18 protein-coding genes are annotated in these 23529 nt (G+C 45.2%); 10 read left to right on the top strand and 8 right to left on the bottom strand.

Features of this window, described 5'->3' with window-relative positions; translation table 11 throughout:
- The first annotated feature begins 6 nt into the window (after nt 1-6).
- The gene (locus ACUM5Y_RS13390; protein WP_445977384.1) at nt 7-591 is read left to right on the top strand and encodes a hypothetical protein; all 585 of its coding nucleotides are present in this window, start codon (nt 7-9) and stop codon (nt 589-591) included.
- Between the two features lie 290 nt (nt 592-881).
- Here the strand turns inward: ACUM5Y_RS13390 and ACUM5Y_RS13385 are convergent, their stop codons facing one another.
- Nucleotides 882-2405 (bottom strand): DUF3612 domain-containing protein, encoded by a 1524-nt coding sequence (locus ACUM5Y_RS13385; protein ID WP_445977383.1) that lies wholly within the window; start codon nt 2403-2405, stop codon nt 882-884.
- Nucleotides 2406-2537: 132 nt separating this feature from the next.
- Here ACUM5Y_RS13385 and ACUM5Y_RS13380 point away from each other — a divergent pair, with 132 nt between their 5' ends.
- Together ACUM5Y_RS13380 and ACUM5Y_RS13375 are read left to right on the top strand one after the other, a co-directional pair.
- A complete protein-coding gene (locus ACUM5Y_RS13380) occupies nt 2538-4715 on the top strand; it encodes a malate synthase G (RefSeq protein WP_445977382.1) in 2178 nt (725 codons plus the stop codon).
- 82 nt (nt 4716-4797) lie between these two features.
- Nucleotides 4798-6402 carry an isocitrate lyase gene (locus tag ACUM5Y_RS13375; RefSeq protein WP_445977381.1) on the top strand — a complete coding sequence of 535 codons (1605 nt, stop codon included), beginning with the start codon at nt 4798-4800 and terminating at the stop codon, nt 6400-6402.
- 88 nt (nt 6403-6490) lie between these two features.
- On the opposite strand, the gene ACUM5Y_RS13370 is transcribed toward ACUM5Y_RS13375, so the two are convergent.
- Entirely contained in the window at nt 6491-8161 is a 1671-nt protein-coding gene (locus ACUM5Y_RS13370; RefSeq protein WP_445977380.1) for a methyl-accepting chemotaxis protein, read from the bottom strand.
- A 255-nt stretch (nt 8162-8416) separates the two neighbouring features.
- On the opposite strand from ACUM5Y_RS13370, the gene ACUM5Y_RS13365 reads away from it, so the two are divergent.
- Together ACUM5Y_RS13365 and ACUM5Y_RS13360 are read left to right on the top strand one after the other, a co-directional pair.
- A complete protein-coding gene (locus tag ACUM5Y_RS13365) occupies nt 8417-9577 on the top strand; it encodes a diguanylate cyclase (RefSeq protein WP_445977379.1) in 1161 nt (386 codons plus the stop codon).
- Between the two features lie 133 nt (nt 9578-9710).
- Nucleotides 9711-10424, top strand: a complete 714-nt coding sequence (locus tag ACUM5Y_RS13360; RefSeq protein WP_445977378.1) for a YccT family protein — start codon at nt 9711-9713, stop codon at nt 10422-10424.
- A 61-nt stretch (nt 10425-10485) separates the two neighbouring features.
- Here ACUM5Y_RS13360 and ACUM5Y_RS13355 read toward each other — a convergent pair whose 3' ends face one another.
- Nucleotides 10486-11370: a carboxylate/amino acid/amine transporter gene (locus ACUM5Y_RS13355; protein WP_445977377.1), complete on the bottom strand. Its 885-nt coding sequence runs from the start codon at nt 11368-11370 to the stop codon at nt 10486-10488.
- 168 nt (nt 11371-11538) lie between these two features.
- Between ACUM5Y_RS13355 and ACUM5Y_RS13350 the strand changes: the two genes are divergently transcribed.
- Nucleotides 11539-12177 (top strand): HD domain-containing protein, encoded by a 639-nt coding sequence (locus tag ACUM5Y_RS13350; protein ID WP_445977376.1) that lies wholly within the window; start codon nt 11539-11541, stop codon nt 12175-12177.
- Here ACUM5Y_RS13350 and modC read toward each other — a convergent pair.
- From modC to ACUM5Y_RS13330, 4 genes are read right to left on the bottom strand one after another with little or no spacing between them, the layout of a single operon-like run.
- The gene (modC, locus tag ACUM5Y_RS13345) at nt 12174-13277 is read right to left on the bottom strand and encodes a molybdenum ABC transporter ATP-binding protein (protein ID WP_445977375.1); all 1104 of its coding nucleotides are present in this window, start codon (nt 13275-13277) and stop codon (nt 12174-12176) included. The genes ACUM5Y_RS13350 and modC overlap by 4 nt on opposite strands.
- Nucleotides 13277-14002: a molybdate ABC transporter permease subunit gene (gene modB, locus ACUM5Y_RS13340; RefSeq protein WP_445977374.1), complete on the bottom strand. Its 726-nt coding sequence runs from the start codon at nt 14000-14002 to the stop codon at nt 13277-13279. Before modB ends, modC begins: the two co-directional genes overlap by 1 nt.
- Before the next feature lie 12 nt (nt 14003-14014).
- Nucleotides 14015-14833, bottom strand: coding sequence for a molybdate ABC transporter substrate-binding protein (modA, locus tag ACUM5Y_RS13335; RefSeq protein WP_445977373.1), 819 nt, complete (start codon nt 14831-14833; stop codon nt 14015-14017).
- Between the two features lie 17 nt (nt 14834-14850).
- Nucleotides 14851-15180, bottom strand: a complete 330-nt coding sequence (locus ACUM5Y_RS13330) for a Rieske (2Fe-2S) protein (protein ID WP_445977372.1) — start codon at nt 15178-15180, stop codon at nt 14851-14853.
- Between the two features lie 245 nt (nt 15181-15425).
- Between ACUM5Y_RS13330 and ACUM5Y_RS13325 the strand changes: the two genes are divergently transcribed.
- Nucleotides 15426-17738 (top strand): transglycosylase domain-containing protein, encoded by a 2313-nt coding sequence (locus ACUM5Y_RS13325; RefSeq protein ID WP_445977371.1) that lies wholly within the window; start codon nt 15426-15428, stop codon nt 17736-17738.
- A gap of 8 nt (nt 17739-17746) precedes the next feature.
- Here the strand turns inward: ACUM5Y_RS13325 and glgA are convergent, their stop codons facing one another.
- Nucleotides 17747-19186, bottom strand: a complete 1440-nt coding sequence (gene glgA / locus ACUM5Y_RS13320; protein WP_445977370.1) for a glycogen synthase GlgA — start codon at nt 19184-19186, stop codon at nt 17747-17749.
- A 111-nt stretch (nt 19187-19297) separates the two neighbouring features.
- Between glgA and glgC the strand changes: the two genes are divergently transcribed.
- From glgC to lepA, 3 genes are all read left to right on the top strand, one after another.
- Entirely contained in the window at nt 19298-20548 is a 1251-nt protein-coding gene (gene glgC / locus ACUM5Y_RS13315; RefSeq protein WP_445977369.1) for a glucose-1-phosphate adenylyltransferase, read from the top strand.
- Nucleotides 20549-20819: 271 nt separating this feature from the next.
- A complete protein-coding gene (locus ACUM5Y_RS13310) occupies nt 20820-21440 on the top strand; it encodes a riboflavin synthase subunit alpha (protein WP_445977368.1) in 621 nt (206 codons plus the stop codon).
- A 268-nt stretch (nt 21441-21708) separates the two neighbouring features.
- Nucleotides 21709-23514, top strand: a complete 1806-nt coding sequence (gene lepA / locus ACUM5Y_RS13305) for a translation elongation factor 4 (protein WP_445977367.1) — start codon at nt 21709-21711, stop codon at nt 23512-23514.
- Nucleotides 23515-23529 lie beyond the last annotated feature (15 nt).

Genomic DNA, 23529 nt, shown 5'->3' with positions numbered 1-23529 from the left:
ATGCCTGTGTCTGATCTGCAAGCAATACAGATAGCAAAACTTGAAAAGCTGCGCGAAGCTTGGTTACCTGCGGTGACTTTTTTGTTCGGTGAGCCAGCAGAGCAAGCAGAGTTTGGTGGTTTTGAGATCAATCAAGATATCGCCAAGCCAGAGGTGGTGTTTACCAGTAAAGAACAGCCTTACCATTACCGCTTACAGATCCCGGCGCGCAGTTTTACCAATGATGTCATGTTGCTGGCGGATGTTATTCAAGAAATGGTTCGGGGTTTGTATCCTGTGGGCTTTGATACCCCGAAAAGTAATGTGCTCAGCGAAGGTGTGGCCGTGTATGGTGCGGTAACCGCCATCAAACAAGTCTTTGGCGAAGAGACACTAGAGTCCTATTTACAAGCTCTTGAAGAGCAAGCCTTTGCCTATTATGACGCCTTTAATTATGCTGCCATAGTGATGACGGCGGACCCACAAGCCATTAAAAAGCTGCGTACGGTACAGCCATTTTTGCCACAATTAAGCAAAGCAGACTTTGAGCAAGCCCAGGTGGATGTGGAGCGTAAAATGAAAGATATTCTGCTCTTCACCTTCCGTGAATAACCACACAAGCAAGTGTAAAACTAGGTAAGCTTCTTTGCCCTAGGCTAGGGTATTTTTTATGATATAGCCTTTATAGGAGGTTTATTATGAAACAAGTGAAGCGAGTTTTTGGTGTTATTCTTGTGGCGAGCATTTTGGTTGGGGTGACCGCCTGCGCTGGCCCACATGGGCATGGTAATCGTGGCGGACATCAGCATACCCACTAAAATTAGTGAGCCTTTAGAACTAGGCGAGTGGCAGTACTATGATCAATATTTGGTAACGACCACTCGCTTGCTCCTTTCCTTAAATTAAGAATTGCAAGGGCGATAACAGCTCGGTGTACGTGGGCAAACCGCTCCACGAGAGCATATGGTTCTAGCGTCGTTTTCTATGCCTCTTTCTACCCAATTAATGTTGAGAATCTTGGCAACACTCATAAGGTCTTTCTTGATGGCTTTAGGGATGGGGGCGGAGCCACCGTTCCCGACACAGGCCTGTTTTAATTGCTGAGCAATCTCTTGTGCGCTTTTGCCTTGTGCTTCAATGGCAGGGTTAAGATCAATTCCAGAACACAAAACATGGCTGTTGTCGGCTAAATCCGCCACCTTGATGGATTCACATGCGTAAATTCTTGGCTCGTCTCCAACATTCAAAATGGAAATTTGTGACGACGTGCCGGTTAACGGTGCATTGATCATGCGAAATACAGCCCAATGCTGGCAAGGGTCTTCTACCATCCGCATATTTCCCCAAGGTAATGGAATGCCATTGCCACGGTACACCGCCTTGAGTTTACCCGGAGCGTAAGCATCGAAATAATGCCAGTGAGGGTAAGGGGATACCGCGGTCATGCGGCGCATGGCCACTGAGGCTGAAACACCCGCCAGTTGCGCCGTGTTGATTTCATAGCCGTTACGATCAAGCATTTGTCGAAATGGCACTTTTGGACAAAGCAGGGCACCAGCAAAGAAACTGCATTCAAAATCTCGCCAAGCTCGCAGCACATCTTGAGCGTCCATGCCTGTACTTTGAGGTTGCAAATTTTGCTCTTGTAAGGGCGATATTTCATCACGTCCTGTTACCAAAACGTTGCGCATAGTGTCCTTGTCATGCAGTACACAGTGTCCGATATGGACCGCTAAATTGTACTTTAATCGTACAGGCTGAGACTTCATTATCTGGTTGATGTAAAGGCTGTTTGGCGGTTCAAAAAAGGAGGTCACCACCTGTGAATCATCAATGCCCATGCTGTCACGAATACTTTGTGGGGTTTTACGAAACCACTTGATGGTTAAGCCATGGCGTTGGGTTAAGGCAATGATTTCTTCCAAACTTAGAGGCAAACGCTTTTGCCCAACATCCTCGGCAGCTCTTTCTAAATCTGGGAAATGGTTTTGATGATGCTCTTGGTGAGCGCGAATTAAAAGGTGGGCAAATTGACGGCCACTGGTGCCAGTTTGAGACAGCATTTCAGGGATGGCGATCTGCAATATATCGTTAGAAAACAGAAAGTTGGGTTCTAATGCCATGCCATTTATCCCCCCACCAGAACCTTTCGATGGTTTAATGGCTTCTGCTTCAGGAATATCGTCTAAAAACCAGTCTAGATCTTTTTGAAAGACACTGGCAATCACTTCTAATACATCTTCACTGGGGACACGTTTCCCCCTCTCTATCATGGATAAATATGACACCGAAGGGGCGCATTCTGGGTCGACTTTAATGCAGCGAGCGGACAGGTCTTCCATGGTCAAATGGTTGCGTTTACGCAGGTTGCGTATCTTGGTGCCAAGGAAATGGGCTTTGCGAATTAAGCTATTTTTATTTTTCATTTTTGTAAAATTTACACTGTGTAATTCTTATTGTGAAATTTCAATCTAGTTTGTCATAGACTAAAAATCAAGCAACACAGAGTGCTTTTAAATTTGCTTTGACCGTATCAATGTTTGAAAAGGATCTATGCGATGAACATGCCCTTACATAAAAATAACCTAATAGACCAAGGGTTCTACCACTTCATCAATGAAGAAGTATTGCCTTTACATGACTTAAATGCCGATAAGTTTTGGCAGGATTTGCAGCAGCTAGTGGCGGATTTGGCGCCGATTAATCGCCAGCTTTTGGTGACTCGCCAATCCCTGCAAGCGCAGATTGATGAATGGCATTTATGTCATCCTGAGCAACCTATCGACCAACCCAGTTACCAAGAATTTTTGCGTGAAATCGGTTACCTAATATCAGAAGGTGAAGATTTTGCCATCACCACTGAGCATGTGGATGAAGAAATTGCCACCCTGGCCGGACCTCAATTGGTGGTGCCTTTAAAGAATGCTCGCTTCGCCTTGAATGCAGCGAATGCCCGTTGGGGGAGTTTGTACGATGCTTTATATGGCACGGATGCGGTGGCGCCTAAATTAGCCGAAGGCGCGGACGCAGCTGATCAAGCAGCGCGTGAGCAAATGGTAATTCAGCAGGCTAAAGCTTTCTTGGATGAGACCTTTCCACTTGATAGTGGCTCCCATCAGGATGTGACCAGTTATGTGGTGTATTACCACCATTTGTTGGCTTTCTTTGCGGATGGCTCGAAAGCGGGTTTGCAGCAGCCTTGTCAGTTGGTGGCAGTGAATGGTCAGCGCAGTGCTCCTGAATCTATTTTGTTGAAAAACAATGGTTTGCATGTAGAGATTCAGCTGGATCCGAACGGCAAGAATGGTGCCCAAGATAAAGCCAATGTGAATGACATTCTGCTTGAATCTGCCCTAAGCACCATTATGGATTGCGAAGACTCCATTGCCGCAGTAGATGCTGAAGACAAGGTAGAAGTCTACCGAAATTGGCTAGGGCTCATGCAGGGAGACCTGCAAACAAGCTTTGAAAAAGACGGTAAAACCCATACTCGTCGTCTAAACAAAGATCGTCTATTTACGGATCTTGACGGGCAGGAGTATCGCCTACATGGCCGCTCGCTACTCTTGGTTCGTAATGTCGGTCACCTAATGGAGTCGGATTTAATGCAGGATGCCCAAGGGCGTTTTGCCCCGGAAGGCATCATTGATGCGGCCATTACCGCACTGATCGCTGCTCTGGATTTGAAGAAAGATACCGGTATTCGCAATAGCCGTACGGGGAGCATTTATATCGTAAAACCCAAAATGCATGGCCCAGAAGAAGTAGCGTTTAGCTGTCAGCTGTTTTCACGTGTGGAACAAATGCTGGGGTTGGCGTCGAATACTCTGAAAATCGGCATCATGGATGAAGAGCGTCGCACAACGTTGAATTTAAAAGAATGTATCCGCGCCGCCAAAGATAGAGTGGTGTTTATTAACACAGGCTTCTTGGACCGAACGGGTGATGAGATTCATACGGGAATGCAGGCAGGAGCCTTTTTGCCGAAAGATCAAATCAAGAATCAACCTTGGATACAGGCTTACGAAAATCGTAATGTGGATATTGGCTTACAGTGTGGTTTACAGGGCAAAGCGCAAATTGGTAAGGGCATGTGGGCCATGCCAGACGAAATGGCCGCTATGATGAAGGCCAAAAAAGCTCACCCAAAAGCTGGGGCGAATACCGCTTGGGTACCGTCCCCAACGGCGGCTACTTTGCACGCTCTGCATTATCACCAAGTGGATGTATTTGCCGAACAAGAACGCATTAAGCAACGCCCTAAAGCTAAGTTGGATAACTTATTAACGCTACCGCTTATTCCAGAAAACCTGACGCTGTCAGAAAGGGTAATACAAAAAGAAATCGACAATAACGTTCAGGGATTATTGGGCTATGTGGTGCGCTGGGTAGAAGAGGGCGTGGGCTGTTCGAAAGTACCTGATATTAACCATGTTGGGCTGATGGAAGATCGTGCCACCTTGAGAATCTCGAGTCAGCACATTGCCAACTGGCTGCATCACAGCATTTGTTCTGCCGCTTTGGTGGAGTCCACCCTAGAGCGCATGGCAAAAGTGGTGGATGAGCAGAACCGCTATTTAAAGGGTTACCGCCCACTGCTGCAGGCGGGGCAAAAAAGTCAGGCATTTAAGGCCGCCCATGATTTGATCTTTAAAGGGGTGGGCCAGCCAAATGGCTACACGGAACCTTTATTACATGCTCACCGAGTGATTGTGAAGCAAGCTCAACAGTTCTAAGAGTGTTAACAGTTTAACCACAATAAAAGGCTTACTTCCCATTGGGCTCTGAGCCGCATAATGAAAAACAGAGGAAAACGCGATGAATACTTATAACAATAAAATGCAACAAGCCAACGCTAGCCTAGCGCAACAAGGTCCTACTTGGGCGGCGATCAACCCTGAATACATTGTGCGAATGCAATTGCAGAATCGTTTTAATACTGGGTTAGACATTGCCAAGTACACGGCCAAAATTATGCGTGAAGACATGGCTAAATACGATGCCGATGCCAGCCAATACACCCAATCTTTAGGTTGCTGGCATGGCTTTGTGGGCCAGCAAAAAATGATTTCTATTAAGAAACACTTTGGCACCACACGCAGTCGTTACCTCTACTTGTCAGGTTGGATGGTAGCGGCCATGCGTTCTGAGTTCGGGCCTCTACCGGATCAATCCATGCACGAGAAAACCTCAGTGCCTGCGCTGATTGAAGAGTTATACACCTTTTTAAAACAAGCCGATGCCCGTGAGCTACAGCATTTGTTTAAAGCCATGGATGAAGCTCGTGAAGCGGGGGATGAAGTGAAAGCGCAAGCCATCCAAGAGCAGATAGATAACTTTGAAACCCACGTGGTGCCAATTATCGCAGACATCGATGCAGGTTTTGGTAACGAAGAAGCGACCTACTTGTTGGCGAAGAAAATGATTGAAGCGGGGGCTTGCTGTATCCAGATTGAGAATCAGGTATCGGATGCCAAGCAGTGTGGTCATCAGGACGGTAAAGTGACCGTGCCTCATGAAGACTTTTTGGCCAAGATCAATGCGGTGCGTTATGCCTTCATGGAACTTGGAGTGGAAGATGGGGTGATCGTGGCTCGAACGGATTCTTTGGGAGCGGGTCTTACTCAGAAGATTCCAGTGTCCCAAACGCCTGGGGATCTTGCCGAGCAATACAATGCCTACCTTGATGGGCAAGAGGTGCAGAGTCTAACTGAGCTTAAGTCCGGCGATATGGCGATTATGCAAGGAGATCGTTTAATTAAACCGACTCGTCTTGCCAACGGTCTCGTTCGCTTTAAGGCCAATACTGGCGCAGATCGCGTGGTGCTCGATTGTATTACCTCCCTGCAAAATGGTGCTGATCTTTTATGGATAGAAACAGAAAAACCGCACATCGGGCAAATTGCAGACTTGGTGAATCGTGTTCGAGCCGTAGTGCCAAATGCCAAGTTGGTCTACAACAACAGCCCATCTTTTAACTGGACGCTAAATTTCCGTCAGCAGGTATTTGATGCTTGGTTGGAAGCTGGAAAAGATGTCTCTGCTTATCAGCGTGAACAGCTAATGGCGCAAGCTTATGATGGCACTGAGTTGGCCGAAGAAGCGGATGATCGCATCCGTAACTTCCAAAAAGATGCGGCGGCGCAAGCAGGCATTTTCCACCACTTGATCACTCTGCCAACTTACCATACGGCGGCTTTGTCGACGGATAACCTAGCGAAAGATTACTTTGGTGAGCAAGGTATGCTGGGTTACGTGTTAGAAGTTCAACGTAAGGAAATTCGCCAAGGTTTGGCTTGTGTGAAGCACCAAGACATGTCTGGCTCAAATATTGGTGATGACCACAAGGAGTACTTCTCAGGCGCTCACGCACTGAAAGCCTCCGGTAAAGATAACACCATGAATCAGTTCGCCGCGATCTAGGGGCGAAGGGTAACGACATTTCCCTTTTTAAGGTCGACAACACCGCTATGTTGTCGGCCTTTTTTTATTAAGGGTTGGTAGGGGATGATTAGGTTTTAAATTTACGGGTAACCGCTTGAATGTTTTCTGACTGTTTTTCAAGTCGTGCGAATTGATCGCTGGTTTGCTGAGAACTTTTCCCAATGGTTTCTGCAAGTAGCGCAATGTCCGCAATGTTTTTAGACATGTCATTCACCACATCGGATTGCTGGGATGCAGCGTTGGAGACATCGACATTCATTGCTGTTAACTCTTTCATGGATTTAGAGCTGGAATGAATAATACCCGTAATGGTTTCCATGGCTTGTACAACCGAAGTTCGTTTTTCTGTTGTGTTGGCCATATCTTGAATGGTTTTCTCAGCACTGGCTTGGAGTTTATCAAGGATATTTTTGATTTCCTCCGTGCTTTGTTGACTGCGTTGGGCAAGGGTTCTTACTTCATCTGCGACCACAGCAAAACCACGACCAAGTTCGCCTGCACGAGCGGCTTCTATGGCAGCGTTAAGGGCAAGCAAGTTTGTCTGTTCGGAAATGTCTTGGATAACACTCAATACAGAATTGATGTCGTCCACATTACCACCAAGCTCTTGTACCGAGCCTTCAACACTGTTTAAAACTTGAGTCAGAGCGTCCAGTTCTTTACCAGATATTTGAATCTGAGAAAGCATTTCTTGAACTTCTTTATCTGTGTTTTCAGCAGATGTACGAGTAAGTTCTGCGTTATTAGCAATTTCTAGCGCAGTAGATGACATCTCTTCGATGGCGGCGGCTGTGCTGGTGGTTTCTTGGATCTGGCTGTCGGAGTCATTCGCTAAACGTTGATGCTGTTCTCTAGAAACGACAGCAATATCATTCAGTTGATCCCCCGCATCTTTCAGCGATTGTATGTCTTTAGACATGGAAGCGAGAAAACGATTGAAATGCTTAGAAGTGTCATCCAATACATCTAAAGAGCTGCCTGGTAGGGTTGCGGTTAAATCACCTTCTCCATCCGCGAGGTCTTCAACAGCATCCCTTAGGGCATGTAAGGCAGATAGAATGGATCGGATGGCCAAGAAAACAATAATAGCGACTAAGGCAGAAAGTAGCGCGATAATGATGAGTTTGGTGGTGAGGCTTTTTTGCTCCGACTCTTTTAGGGAGGCATTAATATTGACTAAGGCGGTATCAACACCGTCGATGAAAAAGCCTGTGGCAATGGCGATGCCCCATTTTTCAATCCAAACGGCATAGCTGTATTTCGCCGAAGGTTCTTTTTCACCCGCCTTAGGGAAGTAGTAGGTGGTGAACCCTTCCCCCGATTGAGCGGCGGTTAAAATATTTTGTACGATCAAGTTACCGTGTTTATCTTTAGAGTTAATGTAGTTACCACCAACCCCAACCCCAGAACCACTCATTAACCGATTGCCATCACCATCGTAGGCAAATAAGTAGCCCACATTGTTGTCATAACGATAATTGAAAAGCAGATCAAGGGCCTCTTTCATCCCCGTGTTACCAGGCTTATCAATATAAGGTTGAATAATACTTAGAGAAGAGTCGATGACGGTTACAAGGCGTTTTTTCTCGACATTAATAATGGTCTCTTCCGATATCTTAGACATATCTTTGTTGACCGTATTAAGGGTTTGGATTTGGGTAATGATACTGACCAAGCCGACCAGAATGAAGGGAACAAACGCAAGCATGTATACTTGGGCTTTGAGGGATCGAAACATAAATCTGTCTCCACTTGGGGTCAATTTAGTTGAATTTTATTGGCTTATAAAGAATTACAAAAGTATCAAAAATAGGCAAAGACTCAAAATTGCTATTGCCATACAATATATGTCCTTATAATAGCCTCAATATGAGAGCTCACTTTCGTTGATTTACAAATAATTACAATAATTATAAGGACTCTAAGCCTTATATGTTGCCACCATATATTTTTTTAAATGACATGAACTTGACGGAAAGTCTTTATTCATTTTATGCGCCAGCCAAGATACCAAAATCATATTATTACGCTATCACTGGTGAGTGTTATCAACATGGTGATTTTGTTGTCCGTGATCGTCTGGCACATCCATTCTGCTGTGGTCAAAGAACGCAAAGACTTAATTCATTCACAAGTTGAGTCAGCATTGGGACTTGCCAATAAAATTTTTCAGAAATCCTTAGCGGATGGAGCTTCATCAGCCGAAGCTGAGCAAGAGTTATTCAAATACATTGGCGCAATGACATTTCAAGAAAATGGCTATTTTTGGGTATTAGATCGACAAGGCAAAATGCTAGCACATCCGAATTTAGCCAATATGTCCACAAAATCTTTAATTGATGTGCAAGACAGTGAAGGGCGATTCTTTATTCGTGACATGCTCAATACTGCCGATCAAGGAGGTGGCTTTGTTCATTATGAATGGCCTAAACCTGGCGGCCGCCAGCCAGTGGCTAAAATAGGTTATGTGGAATTGTTCAAACCTTGGCAGCTAGTGTTTGTTTCTGGGCTTTATGTGGATGATTTAAATCAAGATATTATGGAGCAGTTCTCATTAGGGTTCGTAATAATTTTTGTTTTATTTGTGTTGAGTATTTTTGTATCGCTGCGTTTATCTAAGGGGTATTTAAAAGAGTTTCGTCACAAAGCCACTCATGACTCATTAACCCTTTTATATTCCCGTGGGCATTTAAATGATGTCGCTCCAAGGATGTTTGATAAGGCGGCTAAGACACCTTTTTCAATCGTGTTTTTTGATTTGGACAAATTTAAGTCGATCAATGATGAGCTCGGCCATAAATACGGGGACTCTGTGCTCTCGGAAGCCAGTATGATTATTAAAAGTGCCTTGTTACCCCATAAAAATGTTTTTCGCTATGGTGGTGAAGAGCTGGTGGCCCTGCTAAAAGCGACAGAAGAAGAAAGCTTTGATATCGCTGAAAAGGTTCGACTCGCCATTGCTGAGCACGAATTTCATGGCCCTAAAGGCAAGCCGTTTCATATTACGGTTAGTGCTGGTATTGCTCAGAAAAAAGCAGGGGACAGTTTGGTTGAGCTATTGAAGCGTGCTGATCTATGTATGTACATAGCCAAAGAAAGAGGCCGTAACAAAGTAGTGATGGACTCTGATGTGCGCAAAGCGGACCGAGATTAAGCCTGACTCAGTTGAATTGTGCAGCCACTATGGATTAATGGCTTTTGCCACTTCTTGCTAGCCGAAAAGGCCAAAAAGTACTGTTTATTATGATAAATTTGCCACTTTCTAGTGGCTTATTAAAAGGAACAGTATGTTACACCCGATTAAGTTGGCATTATTCGGTGGTTTGGTTTCACTCGCTGCAAGCCCTCTCTTAGCCGCGACATTTGAAGTGCCCCGTGCCTTTGAAATCATGTATGTGGACCAACAAGCAGCGAATAAATTTGGTAATGATTTTAAAGTCGAGGTTGCGGCAGGTCAGCACCAATTAGTGGTACGCTTTAATAAATTGCTACGCCAAGGTGGTGATACCCAGCTGTATCGTTCGGAACCTTTTGTGTTAGATGTCAGCTTTGTGCAAGACACCAACATTTTGTTGCAGGCTCCTTATGTTTCCTCTCAAAAACAAGCCCAAGAATACGCTGAACGCCCCCAGTTTGACTTAATCGATAGGGATTCAGAGCAAAGCGTTAACTTTCAAAAAATACAGCTAAAAACCCGCTCAGGATTTCAAAATACCCGAGATTATCTCGCCGAAGTCGCTTTGCTTACTGAGAAATCCGCTGCATCTCCCTCACCCGTTGCGCCAGTGCTGGATGGTCGGTTAGAGGATATTGCATTAGAAATGCTGAAGTTTTGGTACAACAAAGCCAGCTTAGTCACACGTGAAGAAGTTCAATCGTGGCGTTCTAACTCAGAGCGCAAGGTTGAAGTGAGTGATGTTGCCGCAGAGATGCTGAACTTTTGGTCACAAAAAGCCAATGTTGCCCAGCAAGATGCGTTCTTAGCTTGGACACTGAAGTAGTCTTTCAAGGGTAGAAGGTGTTGGCCACTCAATAATGAAACTTAGTGAGTGGCCAATTGGTTTAGGCGTGGCTCATTTTCTTTTGGCGAGCTTGGATTCTTTGGTTGAATTTATCGTTCACAACCAGCGCTAATAGAATGATGGCTGCACCGATGGACAAACGTAAAATGTCGGCGTCACGGTTCCAAAACAGTACATTCACCAAGATGCCCGCAGGGATCAGTAGATTGTTAGCAATGGCTAAGGTGCCCACGTTAACTAAGGTCGCCCCCTTGTTCCAAGCGAAATACCCCACTCCAGAGGCTACCACACCTAGATACACCAGAATGGACCATTGCAGATTGGTCGTGGGTAGTTTGTCTGTGTTACCCATTAAAAGGAAGCAAGGCACTACCACAATCAAGGCACCAATGAAGAACCAGCCAAAGACTGTGCGTTGTGGTAAGTCTGGACGCTCTTTGGCTATGATGCGTTTATAGCCTACTTGCCCAGCAGCGAAGCACAGGTTAGCCCCTTGCACGATTAGTAAGCCTTTAAGGAAGCCTTCGTCAATGCCTTGGTAGCGAATCGCCACAGCTCCTAGAACGGCGAGTAGCGCACTGATAACAAAGCCCACATTGAGTCGACGGTCAATAAGGTCGTTGAGCAGGGTAATATAAATTGGTGTCATGACGGTAAACAAGAGCACTTCCGGCACCGACAAGTAAAGGAAGGACTGGTAGTAAAAACCGTACATAATGCCGAGCTGAAAAGCGCCACAGGCCATGAGTTGTAAAATAACTTTGCGTTCAATTTGACGAGGGTTTAGAAAAGGCAGAAACACCAGCGTCGCCAAGGACACGCGTATGAGTACGGAGAACCATGCATCTACTTGCCCCGCAAGATAGACGCCGATTAAACTGAAAGAAAATGCCCACAAAAGAGTGACAGCAACAAGTATCGACATGAGAATCAATTCCATCTAAGAAAATTTGCGCCAGTGTACCCATTTATAATATTGGGGTAAATCAGTTTACTGAAATTAATTTTCTGGTTTACTAATGGTTAGTAATATTTTTGATTAAGAGGGGATGCTGGTAGGGCTCTTGGGGAAAATGATTAGAAGGATTCGTTTGTGACAGAAAGCCAGTTAGCGAACTATGAGATGTTATTTCAGCCATTTTTAGACAATAACCAAGAGGGTGATGTCGCCCATGATATGGCTCACTTAACACGAGTTGTTAAAACTGCGAAGAAACTCGCTCTTGAGGAAAAAGCAGAGCTGGCCATTGTGGTGCCTGCGGCGTGGTTACACGACTGTGTGTCTTACCCAAAGAACCATCCTGAAAGGCATTTAGCCTCTCTTAGGGCAGCGGATAAAGCCATAGAGTTTTTGGTTTCTGTGGATTACCCGAGGGAATACTTTGCCGACATTCATCATGCGATACATGTCCACAGTTTTAGTGCCAATCAACCTGCCAATAGCTTGGCGGCAAAAATTGTCCAAGACGCCGACCGCTTGGATGCTTTAGGTGCCATTGGAATTGCTCGTTGTATGCAGGTAAGTGGCGCGCTAAACCGGCCATTATATGCACCAGAAGACCCTTTTTGTGAAACGCGACCGTTAGATGATCAGCACTATTCCATCGATCATTTTTATAAAAAGCTATTTCATATTTCAGATCAGTTGAATACCGCTTCTGCTCGAACGGAAGGTAAGCGCAGAGAGCAAGTTATGCGAGACTTTTTGACGCAATTAGCGGCGGAAATTTAGACGATGACCGCCACAGACTTAATTTGTGCATAGACGATCATGCCTGTTTTGAGCTGTAAATGATGGACAGATAGTGCGGTGATTCTTGCCAAAATGGGGGTGTTACCAGCCAGTAAGCGTACGGTGACCATGCTGGTATCATTTGGTTCTTGGGCTATTTGATCTACCTTAACTTGTAATCGATTGAGGATGCTGGTGTCATCGTGAGCACTTAAAGATAAGCTAACATCTTTGGCTTGAACCCTTACTTTTACATCCTCGCCGATTTTACGTTGCGGGGTTTTTACCCGTAAACTTTGGCCATCGAAATGCAGTTCAGATAACCCCCACTCGGACTTTTCGGCTGATAGCCTCCCCTGTATGACAACACTGGCATCTTGATAGTGACAAAAAGTCGTGCCCAGTTTACCCAGCAATTGCTGAGTAGGACCATGCTCTGTGATACGGCCATTATTCAGTACTAGCATGTTATCCGCTAGGCGAATAACCTCATCCAGCGCATGGCTAACATAGACAATGGGCAGCTGAGTTTGATGGCAAAGGGTTTCTAGGTAAGGCAATATTTCTTGTTTTAAAGCCTCGTCTAATGCAGATAAAGGTTCATCCATTAGTAGTAATTTGGGTTGAATTAATAAGGCTCTGGCAATGGCGATACGCTGTCTTTCCCCCCCTGAAAGTTGATGTGGGTAGCGTTTGAGTAGAGGGCCAATTTGCATGAGCGCCACCACATCTGAGTATTGGATTTGGGGCTGGCTAGTGTCCGCTCTATTGAGTGCAAAACGAAGATTTTGTTCCCCATTCAAATGATCAAACAAGCTACTTTCTTGAAAAACATAACCTATAGGGCGACGGTGGGTGGCTAACCTATGGGTTTGGCTTTGCCAGACCTGGTCTTCAAAAACAATATCCCCTACTAAGTGACTGTCGAGACCGGCAATCGCCCGTAGTAAACTGGTTTTTCCTGACCCTGACGGCCCAAATATAGCGGTGACCCCTTGAGTTGCAATCTTGGTTTTCACATCAAGAGAAAATTGTCCGTCAGCACTGGGGAAGCTTTTTAAGGCGAGATATAAACTAGATTGAGTTTCAGCCACAGGCATTATTGTTCTCCAAATGGCGAATGTGTTTTGGCCTTTTTATGCCCGCCAAATAAATTGTGTTGGCGTTTCTTTTGGCTGTACAAAAGCGTCAAAATTAGAAAGGCAAAGCCCACCATGAGCAGGGATAGAGAATGGGCTTGTTGATATTCCAATGCTTCTACATGTTCGTAGATCTTCACTGAGATCACGCTGGTTTGTGAAGATATATTGCCCCCTATCATTAACACCACACCAAATTCGCCGAGTGTATGGGCAAAGCCCAAAATGGCAGCGCTTAGATAACCGGGTTTGGCTAAAGGCAGTACAACATAGATAAAGGTTTGCCAAGGAGAAGCTCGTAAGGTGGCGGCGACTTCTAACGGACGACGACCAATAGCCGAAAAAGCATTTTGTAATGGCTGCACTACAAAGGGCAGTGAATACACCATGGATGCAATGACTAACCCCGTGAAGCTAAAGGGAAGCGGGGCGATACCAAGCTGGTCAAGGAGCTTTCCAACAGCACTGTTAGGGCTAAGAAAGATGAGTAAGTAAAACCCTAAAACAGTGGGAGGAAGCACCAATGGCATGGCGACAATGGCGTTAATGGGGCCTTTTAACACAGATTGTGTACGGCTTAGCCACCATGCAAGAGGAGTAGTGATAACCAGTAATAAGCAGGTCACAAGGCTTGCTAACTTGAGGGTTAACCAAATAGCGGATAGGTCGTCTGCGCTCAATGTCATGAATAGAGTGCCTTATGAAGGAGAGGCAGATAGATAGCCAAATCGTGTGATCAGCCTTTGAATATCTGGGCTATTTAGAAAGACCAAAAATTCTTCTATTGCTTCTTGGTGAGGGCTTTTTACAAGAGAGACCACGGCCTGATTAATAGGTTTATGCAGATTCGCCGGAATAAGCAAAAATTGTTTTTCAGTCTCTTTGTCAGACAGACTAATTTGATCTTGATAGGCGAGCACTTGCGATAGGGCAACTAGGCCTAAATCCGCATTGTGAGAATAGGCAAACTGGAAAGCTTGGCCAATATTTTCCCCTTGGACTAGTTTGCTTTTTACCGAGTCCCACAATTTAAGAGATTCAAGACTTTGCTGTGCGGCCATCCCGTAAGGGGCAAGCTTGGGGTTGGCAATCGCGATGCGCCTGGCTTTGGTGAAAAGCGGATCAAAGTTTTGTGTTTCTAAAGGTGTGGCGGACCATAAGGCTAATTGACCTTGGGCATAGATACTAAAACTATTCGCTTTCGCCAGCCCAGCGGCAATCAGTTTTTGGGGGTTTTCTGTGTCAGCGGATAAGAAAGCATCATAGGGTGCGCCATGCTGAATTTGTGCATACAGCTTTGCCGACGAGGCGTAGGCTAGGGTGATTTCATGACCTGAAACTTGTTCAAATCGCTGGGCGATAATGGTCATCGGAGCAATGAAGTTCGAGGCAACCGCCAATCGCAATGGCTGTGAGAACACCTGAGTTGAGAGGCTGAGCGTTAAGCAGATTAGAACAACGCGCCAGCGATAAATTGAGAAAGCTGTGTTTTTCAATTTATCGCGCCTGTGAGGCATATTTGCTCCAAAAATTATTAAGCCAATAGTAGGTAGCAGTCACCTTGGTGCATACCAACGGTGGCTTTGGCGAGCTGACTTCCTTGGCATGGGCCCGTGATACAGGTGCCATCTTTCGGGGAAAACAAAGCGCCATGGTGCTTACATTTTAGGTAGTCGCCGTCACCATCGAATGCGCAGTCTGTAGGTTGCGACAAAGGTTTATTTTGGTGAGGGCATAAGTTTTTATAAGCAAGGATCTGGCCATCGTATTTTGTAATAAGAAAATGGTGTTGCTCAATATTAACACTTAAGGCCTGACCTTCCGGTAAGTTCTCTACGTTGGGTATTAGATGTTTATTAAACACGTGATCGCTACACTTCTTCTGGTGAATGTTTTTGTTTTAATGTTAACAAGCTTTAGTATTTGTTACCTAATTGTGACCACATCTTAGCGGTATCCCACAATTATAAAAATAGAAAAAAGTAAGTAAATTGTAATATATGTAAAAGATGACTCTAAAACGGCTGAGCGGTTGAGTCAATATGCAGTAACTGAGTTAGTTTCTTAGATGACATTGATCCTAAACTTTAAGCTCCTTATACTGCGCCCATGACTAAAAAAAGCCCTGCCAAATCCACTCGAAAATCCTCACCTGGCCGTAAACGATCTGTATCGCGAAAGCGTCGCCCCTCTTTTTTGAGTCGTTCTATACGGTTTGTTTTTAAATGGGGGATCATCTTAGGCCTTCTTGCCAGTATCCCATTTGCCCTTTGGGTTTGGTGGTTAAATGGCCAAGTCGTGGCACGTTTTGAAGGCCAAAAGTGGCAGGTGCCTTCCGAGGTTTACAGTGCTCCGATCACTTTGCAAAGTGGTTCACCTTGGAACAAAACGGATTTAGAAACCTTGTTAAAAGACAATGGCTACCGGTTTGGCCGGAATAGCCAAAAAGTGGGTTGGGCTGCACGCAGTAATACAAAGGTGAGTGCTTACTTACGGTCTTATGTAGATCACCTAGGTTACCATGAAAGTGCTCGACGAATATTCTCGTTTCCAAATGGTAAACTCGCCATCCATACCCTTAGTGGTGAAGCGGTTGATCAAGCGCAAATTGAACCCCAGCGAATCGGCTTTTTATATGGGGGTAATACTGAGCGGCGCCAGATTCTTACTTTCGAACAAATCCCTGTTAGTCTGATCGATATTCTTATCGCGGTGGAAGACCAAGATTTTTATCAGCACTGGGGGATCTCTTTAAGTGGTATTGCTCGTGCTGTTTGGGTGAATTTTACCCATGGCTCTCGTCGTCAGGGAGGCTCAACCTTGACTCAGCAGCTGGTGAAGAACATGTATTTAAGTTCCGAGCGAACTTATACCAGAAAGCTCACCGAAGTGATTATGAGTTTGTTGCTTGAGTATCACTATTCTAAACAAGACATTATTACCGCTTACATGAACGAGGTGTACTTAGCTCAAGTAGGTAACAGTGGTTTACACGGCTTCGCTGCGGCCAGTCAGCATTTCTTTGCCCGTCCGCTTAACGAGTTGAACATTGATGAATTGTCCTTGCTGGTGGGGATGGTGAAAGGTCCTTCTTTGTATAACCCGCAGCGCTCTCCCGAGCGGGCTATGTCACGTCGTAATACGGTGTTGGCTGTCTTGAAAGCGCAGGGTAGGCTGACGGATAAGGATTATCAACTGTTAATAAAACGACCGATTCGTTTATCGGAAAAGCAAAAATCTCGTTCGGTGTATGGCGACTATCTAGATTTGGTGTCTTTACAGCTGTCTCGGGATTTTGATGAAGATACGCTCGCCACCGAGAACTTGCGCATTTATACGGGACTCGACATTCGCGCACAGCAAGCGGCCAGCATTGCTGTACGTCGACAAGTAAAAGCGTTAGAAAAACGCGATAAAAAGTTACAAGGCTTGCAGGCGGCAATGGTCATTACGGATCGGGGCAATGGTCAGGTTCGTGCTGTGGTTGGCTCTAGTGGGGATCACTATACGGGCTTTAACCGTGCCTTAGGCGCTGTACGACCGATAGGTTCTTTGGTGAAACCTCCTTTATACCTTTCGGCGATCGCCTCGGGTAAATATACATGGTGGTCGAAAATTGAAGATAAACGCCTGCGATTTAATGTAGGTGGTGAAGTCTGGCAACCAGAAAACTATGATCGCAAGTTGCATGGGGAAGTTCATCTGTATGAAGCCATGGCTAAGTCATATAACTTAGCGACTCTAAATCTGGCCACACAATTAGGCTTCGACAGAATTGGGCAAACCTTACGTGATTTGGGGGTTAAGCGACCCTTTACCATGCGACCTTCTACGACTTTGGGGGCATTAGAGTTGTCCCCATTTGAAGTCGCGCGTTTATATCAGCCGATTGCTTCCCAAGGACGAAGCAGTGAGTTAGGTGTGGTGCTGGCGGTCACTGATCAACAGGACAGGCTCATTAAACGCTTCACCCATAAGGGTAACGTCCCTTTCACGGATGCCGCCCTTGCGGTGACCCTAGATGGCATGACAAAAGTGCCTGAGATAGGTACGGCGAGAGCGTCGAAAAGAGAGTTTCCTAATTTAACTTATGGGGCTAAAACCGGGACAACCAATGGTCAAAAAGACAGCTGGTTTGTAGGCATTACCGGAGATTACTCGTCTGTTATCTGGCTAGGGGATGACGATAATGTGCCCTTGAGCATCACCGGTAGCAGTGGCGCGCAAAAAGTCTGGATGGATTTTGCCAAAGCTTTGCCGCAACGTTCGCTGCCAAGCAGCCTACCGGATGGCGCATTTCGCTATAGTATTCTTAAGGATAAGTTTGAGATTGCAGCCCCCCGTTGTGATAACAAGGTAGAGCTGGCTTTCATTGTAGGAACTCAGCCACAGGAAAGTACGTCTTGCCTGTGGCCGTTCTAGTCTAAGTTTTAGCGGTTATTGAGAAGTGATTGGTATAGGCCAAGCCATTGGTCTGTAACCGCTTGCCAACTATAGTCGTATGACATAGCGTTGGTTTGTAGCTGCTGCCATTTTTCAGTATCACGGAAGGCTTCAACCGTGCGCTGTAAGGCTTCATACAAAGCATGAGCAGACGCTTCTTCAAAGACGAAACCATTAGCTTTATCACCGCCTTCAAACACAGTGTCTGCCAACCCACCGGTTCGACGAACCACAGGCAGGGTGCCGTATTTAAGGGCGTAGAGTTGAGTCAGACCACAAGGTTCAAAGCGCGATGGAATAAGAAGCGCATCGACACCCGCCTGTAAGCGGTGAGAGTAGTCCTCCATGTAGCCGATGCGCACAGAGACTTGCTGAGGGTAACGTTTTTGTAGCTCAAGGAAGCCTGCTTCGAGTTGTTTGTCTCCTGAACCAAGCAGTACCAGCTTACAGCCTTGCTCTAACATATTCGGCATGACTTCGAGTACTAGGTCCAAACCTTTTTGTTCCGTTAAACGACTGACTATACCTAGCACGGGCTGGTCGAGATGGGTGTCTAATCCACATTCTTCTAATAGTAAGCGTTTGTTATCTTGCTTAAGATGTAAGCTGTTTTTGTCGTAATTAATGGCAAGTAAAGCGTCTTTTTCAGGCGACCATTGGTCATAATCTACACCATTAAGAATGCCGGTTAACTTACCTTGCATAGCGGTTAAAACGCCGTCTAAACCGTCCCCATAGTGAGGGGTTAAAATTTCACTGGCGTAAGTTGGGCTAACCGTAGTAATGGCGTCAGCGTAGACAAGTCCTGCTTTTAACGCAGAAAACTGTCCGTAAAATTCCAGACCATGCATGTTAAACATATGGTGAGGCAATTGCAGATCATAGAACTTTTCTTGAGCAAAGCTACCGTTGTAACGTAAGTTGTGAACCGTAGTGACGACTGCGCTATCTTGGTTTCCCCAGCTGTGTAAATAGGCCGCGGCTAGGCCGGTTTGCCAATCATTTAAATGCGCAATATCCGCTTGCCAATTAATGACGGTACTGTTAGAAATGATATGAGCCACTGCCCACGAAAATGCGGCGAACCTAAGGTGATTGTCTGCGTAATCTAACCCATGATTATCGACGTATGGGCCACCATCCCGTTCAAACAAGGCTTGGCATTGTACTAGCCAAATAGGGGTGTCATTTTCAGGTAGGTGGCTTTCCAGTAACAGTAAATCACCTACCCCAAAAGGGTTTCCTAGGTTGATAGTGTTATGAATAGGGGCTACTTTATCTAGTATGCCGTTATAAGCAGGCATGATCAGCCTAACATCACAGCCTTTTTTCCTTAATGCTAAGGGAAGTGCGCCGGCTACATCGGCTAACCCACCTGTTTTAATCAGAGGATAAATTTCTGAAGCAGCAAAGAGAATTTTCATCATGTTGTTATCTTTTAGGTGTTAGGTTGATTCAAGAGTATACCGAAATTGAGTTTCAAGTAGAGTGTGACTATTAAAAATAATATTTAAAGTCTTTAGTGTAAGGGAATTAATATGGATTTAAATACGGCGTGTATGAAAACCCTGTCTATTATCTTGGCGGGTGGTCGAGGCTCTAGGCTGAAACAATTGACGGATAATCGATCAAAGCCTGCCGTGCCGATTGCTGGCAAGTATAAAATTATCGATTTTCCACTTTCTAATTGTGTAAATTCGGGTATGCGCCGCATAGCGGTATTAACTCAATATCGTTCTCACACATTGAATCAGCATGTACAAAGAGGTTGGAACTTTCTTCGTTCAGATTTTAATGAATTTATTGAGCTCTGGCCTGCCCAACAACAGACTGGAGGGGATTGGTATCAAGGTACCGCGGATGCTGTTTATCAAAACTTAAGTATGATTGATGGCCTAGATAGCGAATATATTTTGATTCTCGCGGGTGATCATGTTTATAAGCAAGACTATAGCATCATGCTCAAAGAGCATATTGAGAGCGGTGCAGATGTATCGGTGGCTTGTATTGAAGTGCCGGTTAATGAGGCGAATCAGTTTGGTATTATGCATGTCGATGAAAGCGACAATATCATTGCTTTCGAGGAAAAACCTTCCAATCCTCCAACTATGCCGGGTAACCCAGACGTCTCTTTGGCGAGCATGGGGATCTACATTTTCAATACGAAATTCTTATGTGAAAAGCTTCGCTCGGATGCTGGGGACAAAGATTCCAGCCATGATTTCGGTAAAGATTTAATTCCTTTCTTTGTGGGTAGAAGTACCATCAAGGCGCATCACTTTTCCCGAAGCGTGATAAAAAATGAAAGCTACTCACACCCATATTGGCGTGATGTAGGTACTTTAACGGCCTACTGGGAATCTAATATGGATTTAACCCGCTTAGTGCCAGAACTAGATTTATACGATGAAGATTGGCCAATACGTACCGCCCATTACCAGCGCCCAGCGGCTAAGTTTAATTACAATTATGAGGAGCGTATGGGGACGGCATTAAACTCTGTTGTATCGGCGGGCTGTATTGTGTCTGGGTCTACAGTTGAAAAGTCCATCCTCTTTAACAATGTTAGGGTGAACTCTTACTCTCACGTTAATCGCTCAGTGATCTTGCCAAGGTGTGATATTGGCCGTAACTGTCGCCTTACAAAAGTTGTTTTGGATTCGGATTGCCGTTTACCTGAAGGCACCATCATAGGGGAGGATGCTCAGCAGGATGCAGAGCGTTTTTATCGAAATGAAGATGGTATTACCCTAGTGACACAAGAGATGATCGAAAAATTGTATAACTGATACTTTCTTAACTCTTCTCTAAGCCCGTTTAAAACTTTGTTTTAAACGGGCTTTTTGTTTCTGGGTGAATAATGACTCGTAGCTATCTCCCGAGTACCCCCTGTATGACAGGTTATCCCCTCAACCTGTGGATAACCCTATTGGTGAGTGAATGATAAGTCTCTATAAGCTAGAGGTGGCGTAGCTTTTACTATTAGTGTTTAATTCTTCCCCAGTGATGCGTATATGGTGTCAATTTCAGTTTATTTCCCCTACGAGGTTTAGAAATTATATGTTTACAGGAATAGTTCAGGGTGTCGGAGAAGTCGCTCTGGTAGAAAAAGTGGGTCGCAATAAACGTTTACAAATACAATTCCCAGAAGCCAGTATGCAAGGTCAGCAGTTGGGTGCAAGTGTCGCCATTAATGGTGTGTGTTTGACCGTTGCAGAAATATCCACAGACCAATTAACTTTCGATGTGATTGATACGACCCTAGCGCTGACTAACATTGGCGAGCTTACTGTTGGTTCGAAAGTGAATTTTGAGCGAGCGGCACGCATTGGTGATGAGATTGGTGGTCACCTAATGTCTGGTCATATTATGACCACAGTTAGCGTGGTCGGCGTTGAACAGATCGATGAGAGTGTCCACATTCGTTTTACGACTGACCGTCAGCAAGAAGTCGATGCAAGACGCTACCTTTTCGATAAAGGCTATGTTGGCCTGAATGGCGCCAGTTTAACCATCAGTAATATTGGCCCAGACTGGTTGGAGGTTTCCTTGATCCCTGAAACCCTAAGATTGACCAATTTTGTGAATTTGGTAACGGGCAGTCGGGTGAATCTAGAGATTGATGCCCATACTCAAGCAACGGTTGATACGGTTGAGCGTATTCTTCAAAACAAAGCTTAATCATCTGTGAATAGGCCTAGGCAACAAGATGACTGAGTGTGGTGTTAAAAACTCCTGCCTAAGCACTCTAAATGAATGGAGTCCTGACGGGAATTTCGGTAGAATGCTCGCCATTTCTATCCTCAGAAATTGTTAACGAGTGGCGTCATAAACCACAGGGCAGCAACAAATGTTTTGCACCTATGTTGAAGTGGCAACTAGCCTTGCCTATCACCATAACCGTTAACCATTACTGAGCCTAATATCGCTTTTAAAGTGTGAGTAAATAGTGTCTTCTAATAATCTTAAGCACATACGTAATTTCAGTATCATCGCCCATATCGACCATGGTAAATCTACCTTGGCTGACCGCTTCATCCAAACTTGTGAAGGTTTGAGTGAGCGTGAAATGTCCGCCCAAGTACTTGATTCTATGGACATAGAACGTGAGCGTGGTATCACCATCAAGGCCCAGAGTGTGACTTTGGATTACCATGCCAAAGATGGTCAAACTTATCAGCTAAACTTCATCGACACCCCTGGGCACGTGGATTTCTCTTACGAAGTCTCTCGTTCTCTTGCTGCGTGTGAAGGGGCCCTTTTGGTAGTAGATGCCGCACAAGGCGTGGAGGCTCAATCAGTCGCTAACTGTTACACAGCGATCGAGCAAGGCTTAGAAGTTATGCCTGTGCTGAACAAAATTGATTTGCCGCAAGCCGAGCCTGAGCGTGTGTGTGAAGAGATCGAAGAAATTATCGGTATTGATGCCATGGACGCGGTCACCTGTTCTGCGAAAACTGGCATGGGTGTAGACGATGTACTAGAGCGTTTAGTTGCTACCATCCCACCACCAGAAGGGGATGTGGATGCACCACTGCAAGCACTGATTATCGACTCATGGTTTGATAACTACTTGGGCGTTGTTTCCTTAGTACGTATCAAGCAAGGTACTTTGCGTAAGAAAGATAAAATCTTCATTAAATCGACCAAGCAAGTTCACCCTGTCGACATGGCTGGTATCTTTACACCAAAACGTAAAGAGACTGGCGTCTTGAAAGCCGGTGAAGTGGGCTATGTTGTGGCCGGTATTAAAGACATCCATGGGGCGCCAGTGGGTGACACCATCACGCACGCTTCGACGCCGGACGTTGAACAACTTGCGGGTTTCCAAAAAGTTAAGCCACAGGTTTATGCGGGTTTGTTCCCAGTTAGCTCCGACGACTACGAAGACTTCCGTGTTGCGCTAGATAAGCTGACGCTAAATGATGCCTCCTTGTTCTTCGAACCAGAAAGCTCCGACGCCCTAGGCTTTGGTTTCCGCTGTGGCTTTTTAGGTATGCTGCACATGGAGATCATCCAAGAGCGATTAGAGCGTGAATATGATCTGGATTTGATCACCACAGCCCCAACAGTAGTGTTTGAAGTGGAGCTGAATAACGGTGACGTTATCAATGTTGATAGCCCATCTAAAATGCCTGATCCTGGTACCATCAAAGAAATGCGCGAGCCTATTGTGGAAGCGAATATTCTTGTGCCACAAGAGTACCTTGGTAACGTTATTACCTTGTGTGTTGAAAAACGTGGCATGCAAAAAGACATGCAATACGTAGGACAGCAAGTACAGCTACGCTATGAACTGCCAATGAATGAAGTGGTAATGGACTTCTTTGATAAATTGAAGTCTTGTAGCCGTGGCTTTGCGTCTCTTGATTACAGCTTCAGTCACTTTAGCCCTGCACCGCTATGCCGTTTGGACATTCTTATCAATGGTGAGCGTGTTGATGCGCTGGCGTTGATAATGCATAAGGATAACGTGCAATTTAAAGGCCGTGCTTTGTGTGAAAAAATGAAAGATCTGATTCCTCGCCAAATGTTTGACGTGGCGATTCAAGGGGCGGTGGGTGCGAAGGTTATCTCGCGTACCACAGTAAAAGCACTACGTAAAAACGTTATCGCTAAGTGTTACGGCGGTGATGTTAGCCGTAAGAAAAAACTGTTGCAGAAACAGAAAGAAGGTAAGAAACGTATGAAGCAAGTTGGTAACGTTGAAGTGCCACAATCTGCTTTCTTAGCGGCGTTACAAATAGATAATTAAGCATTAACAGTTACC

The sequence above is a fragment of the Marinomonas dokdonensis genome, from assembly GCF_052747885.1.
Note: the sequence above shows the minus strand (reverse complement) of the source record. Positions and strands in the feature narration are given on the sequence as shown.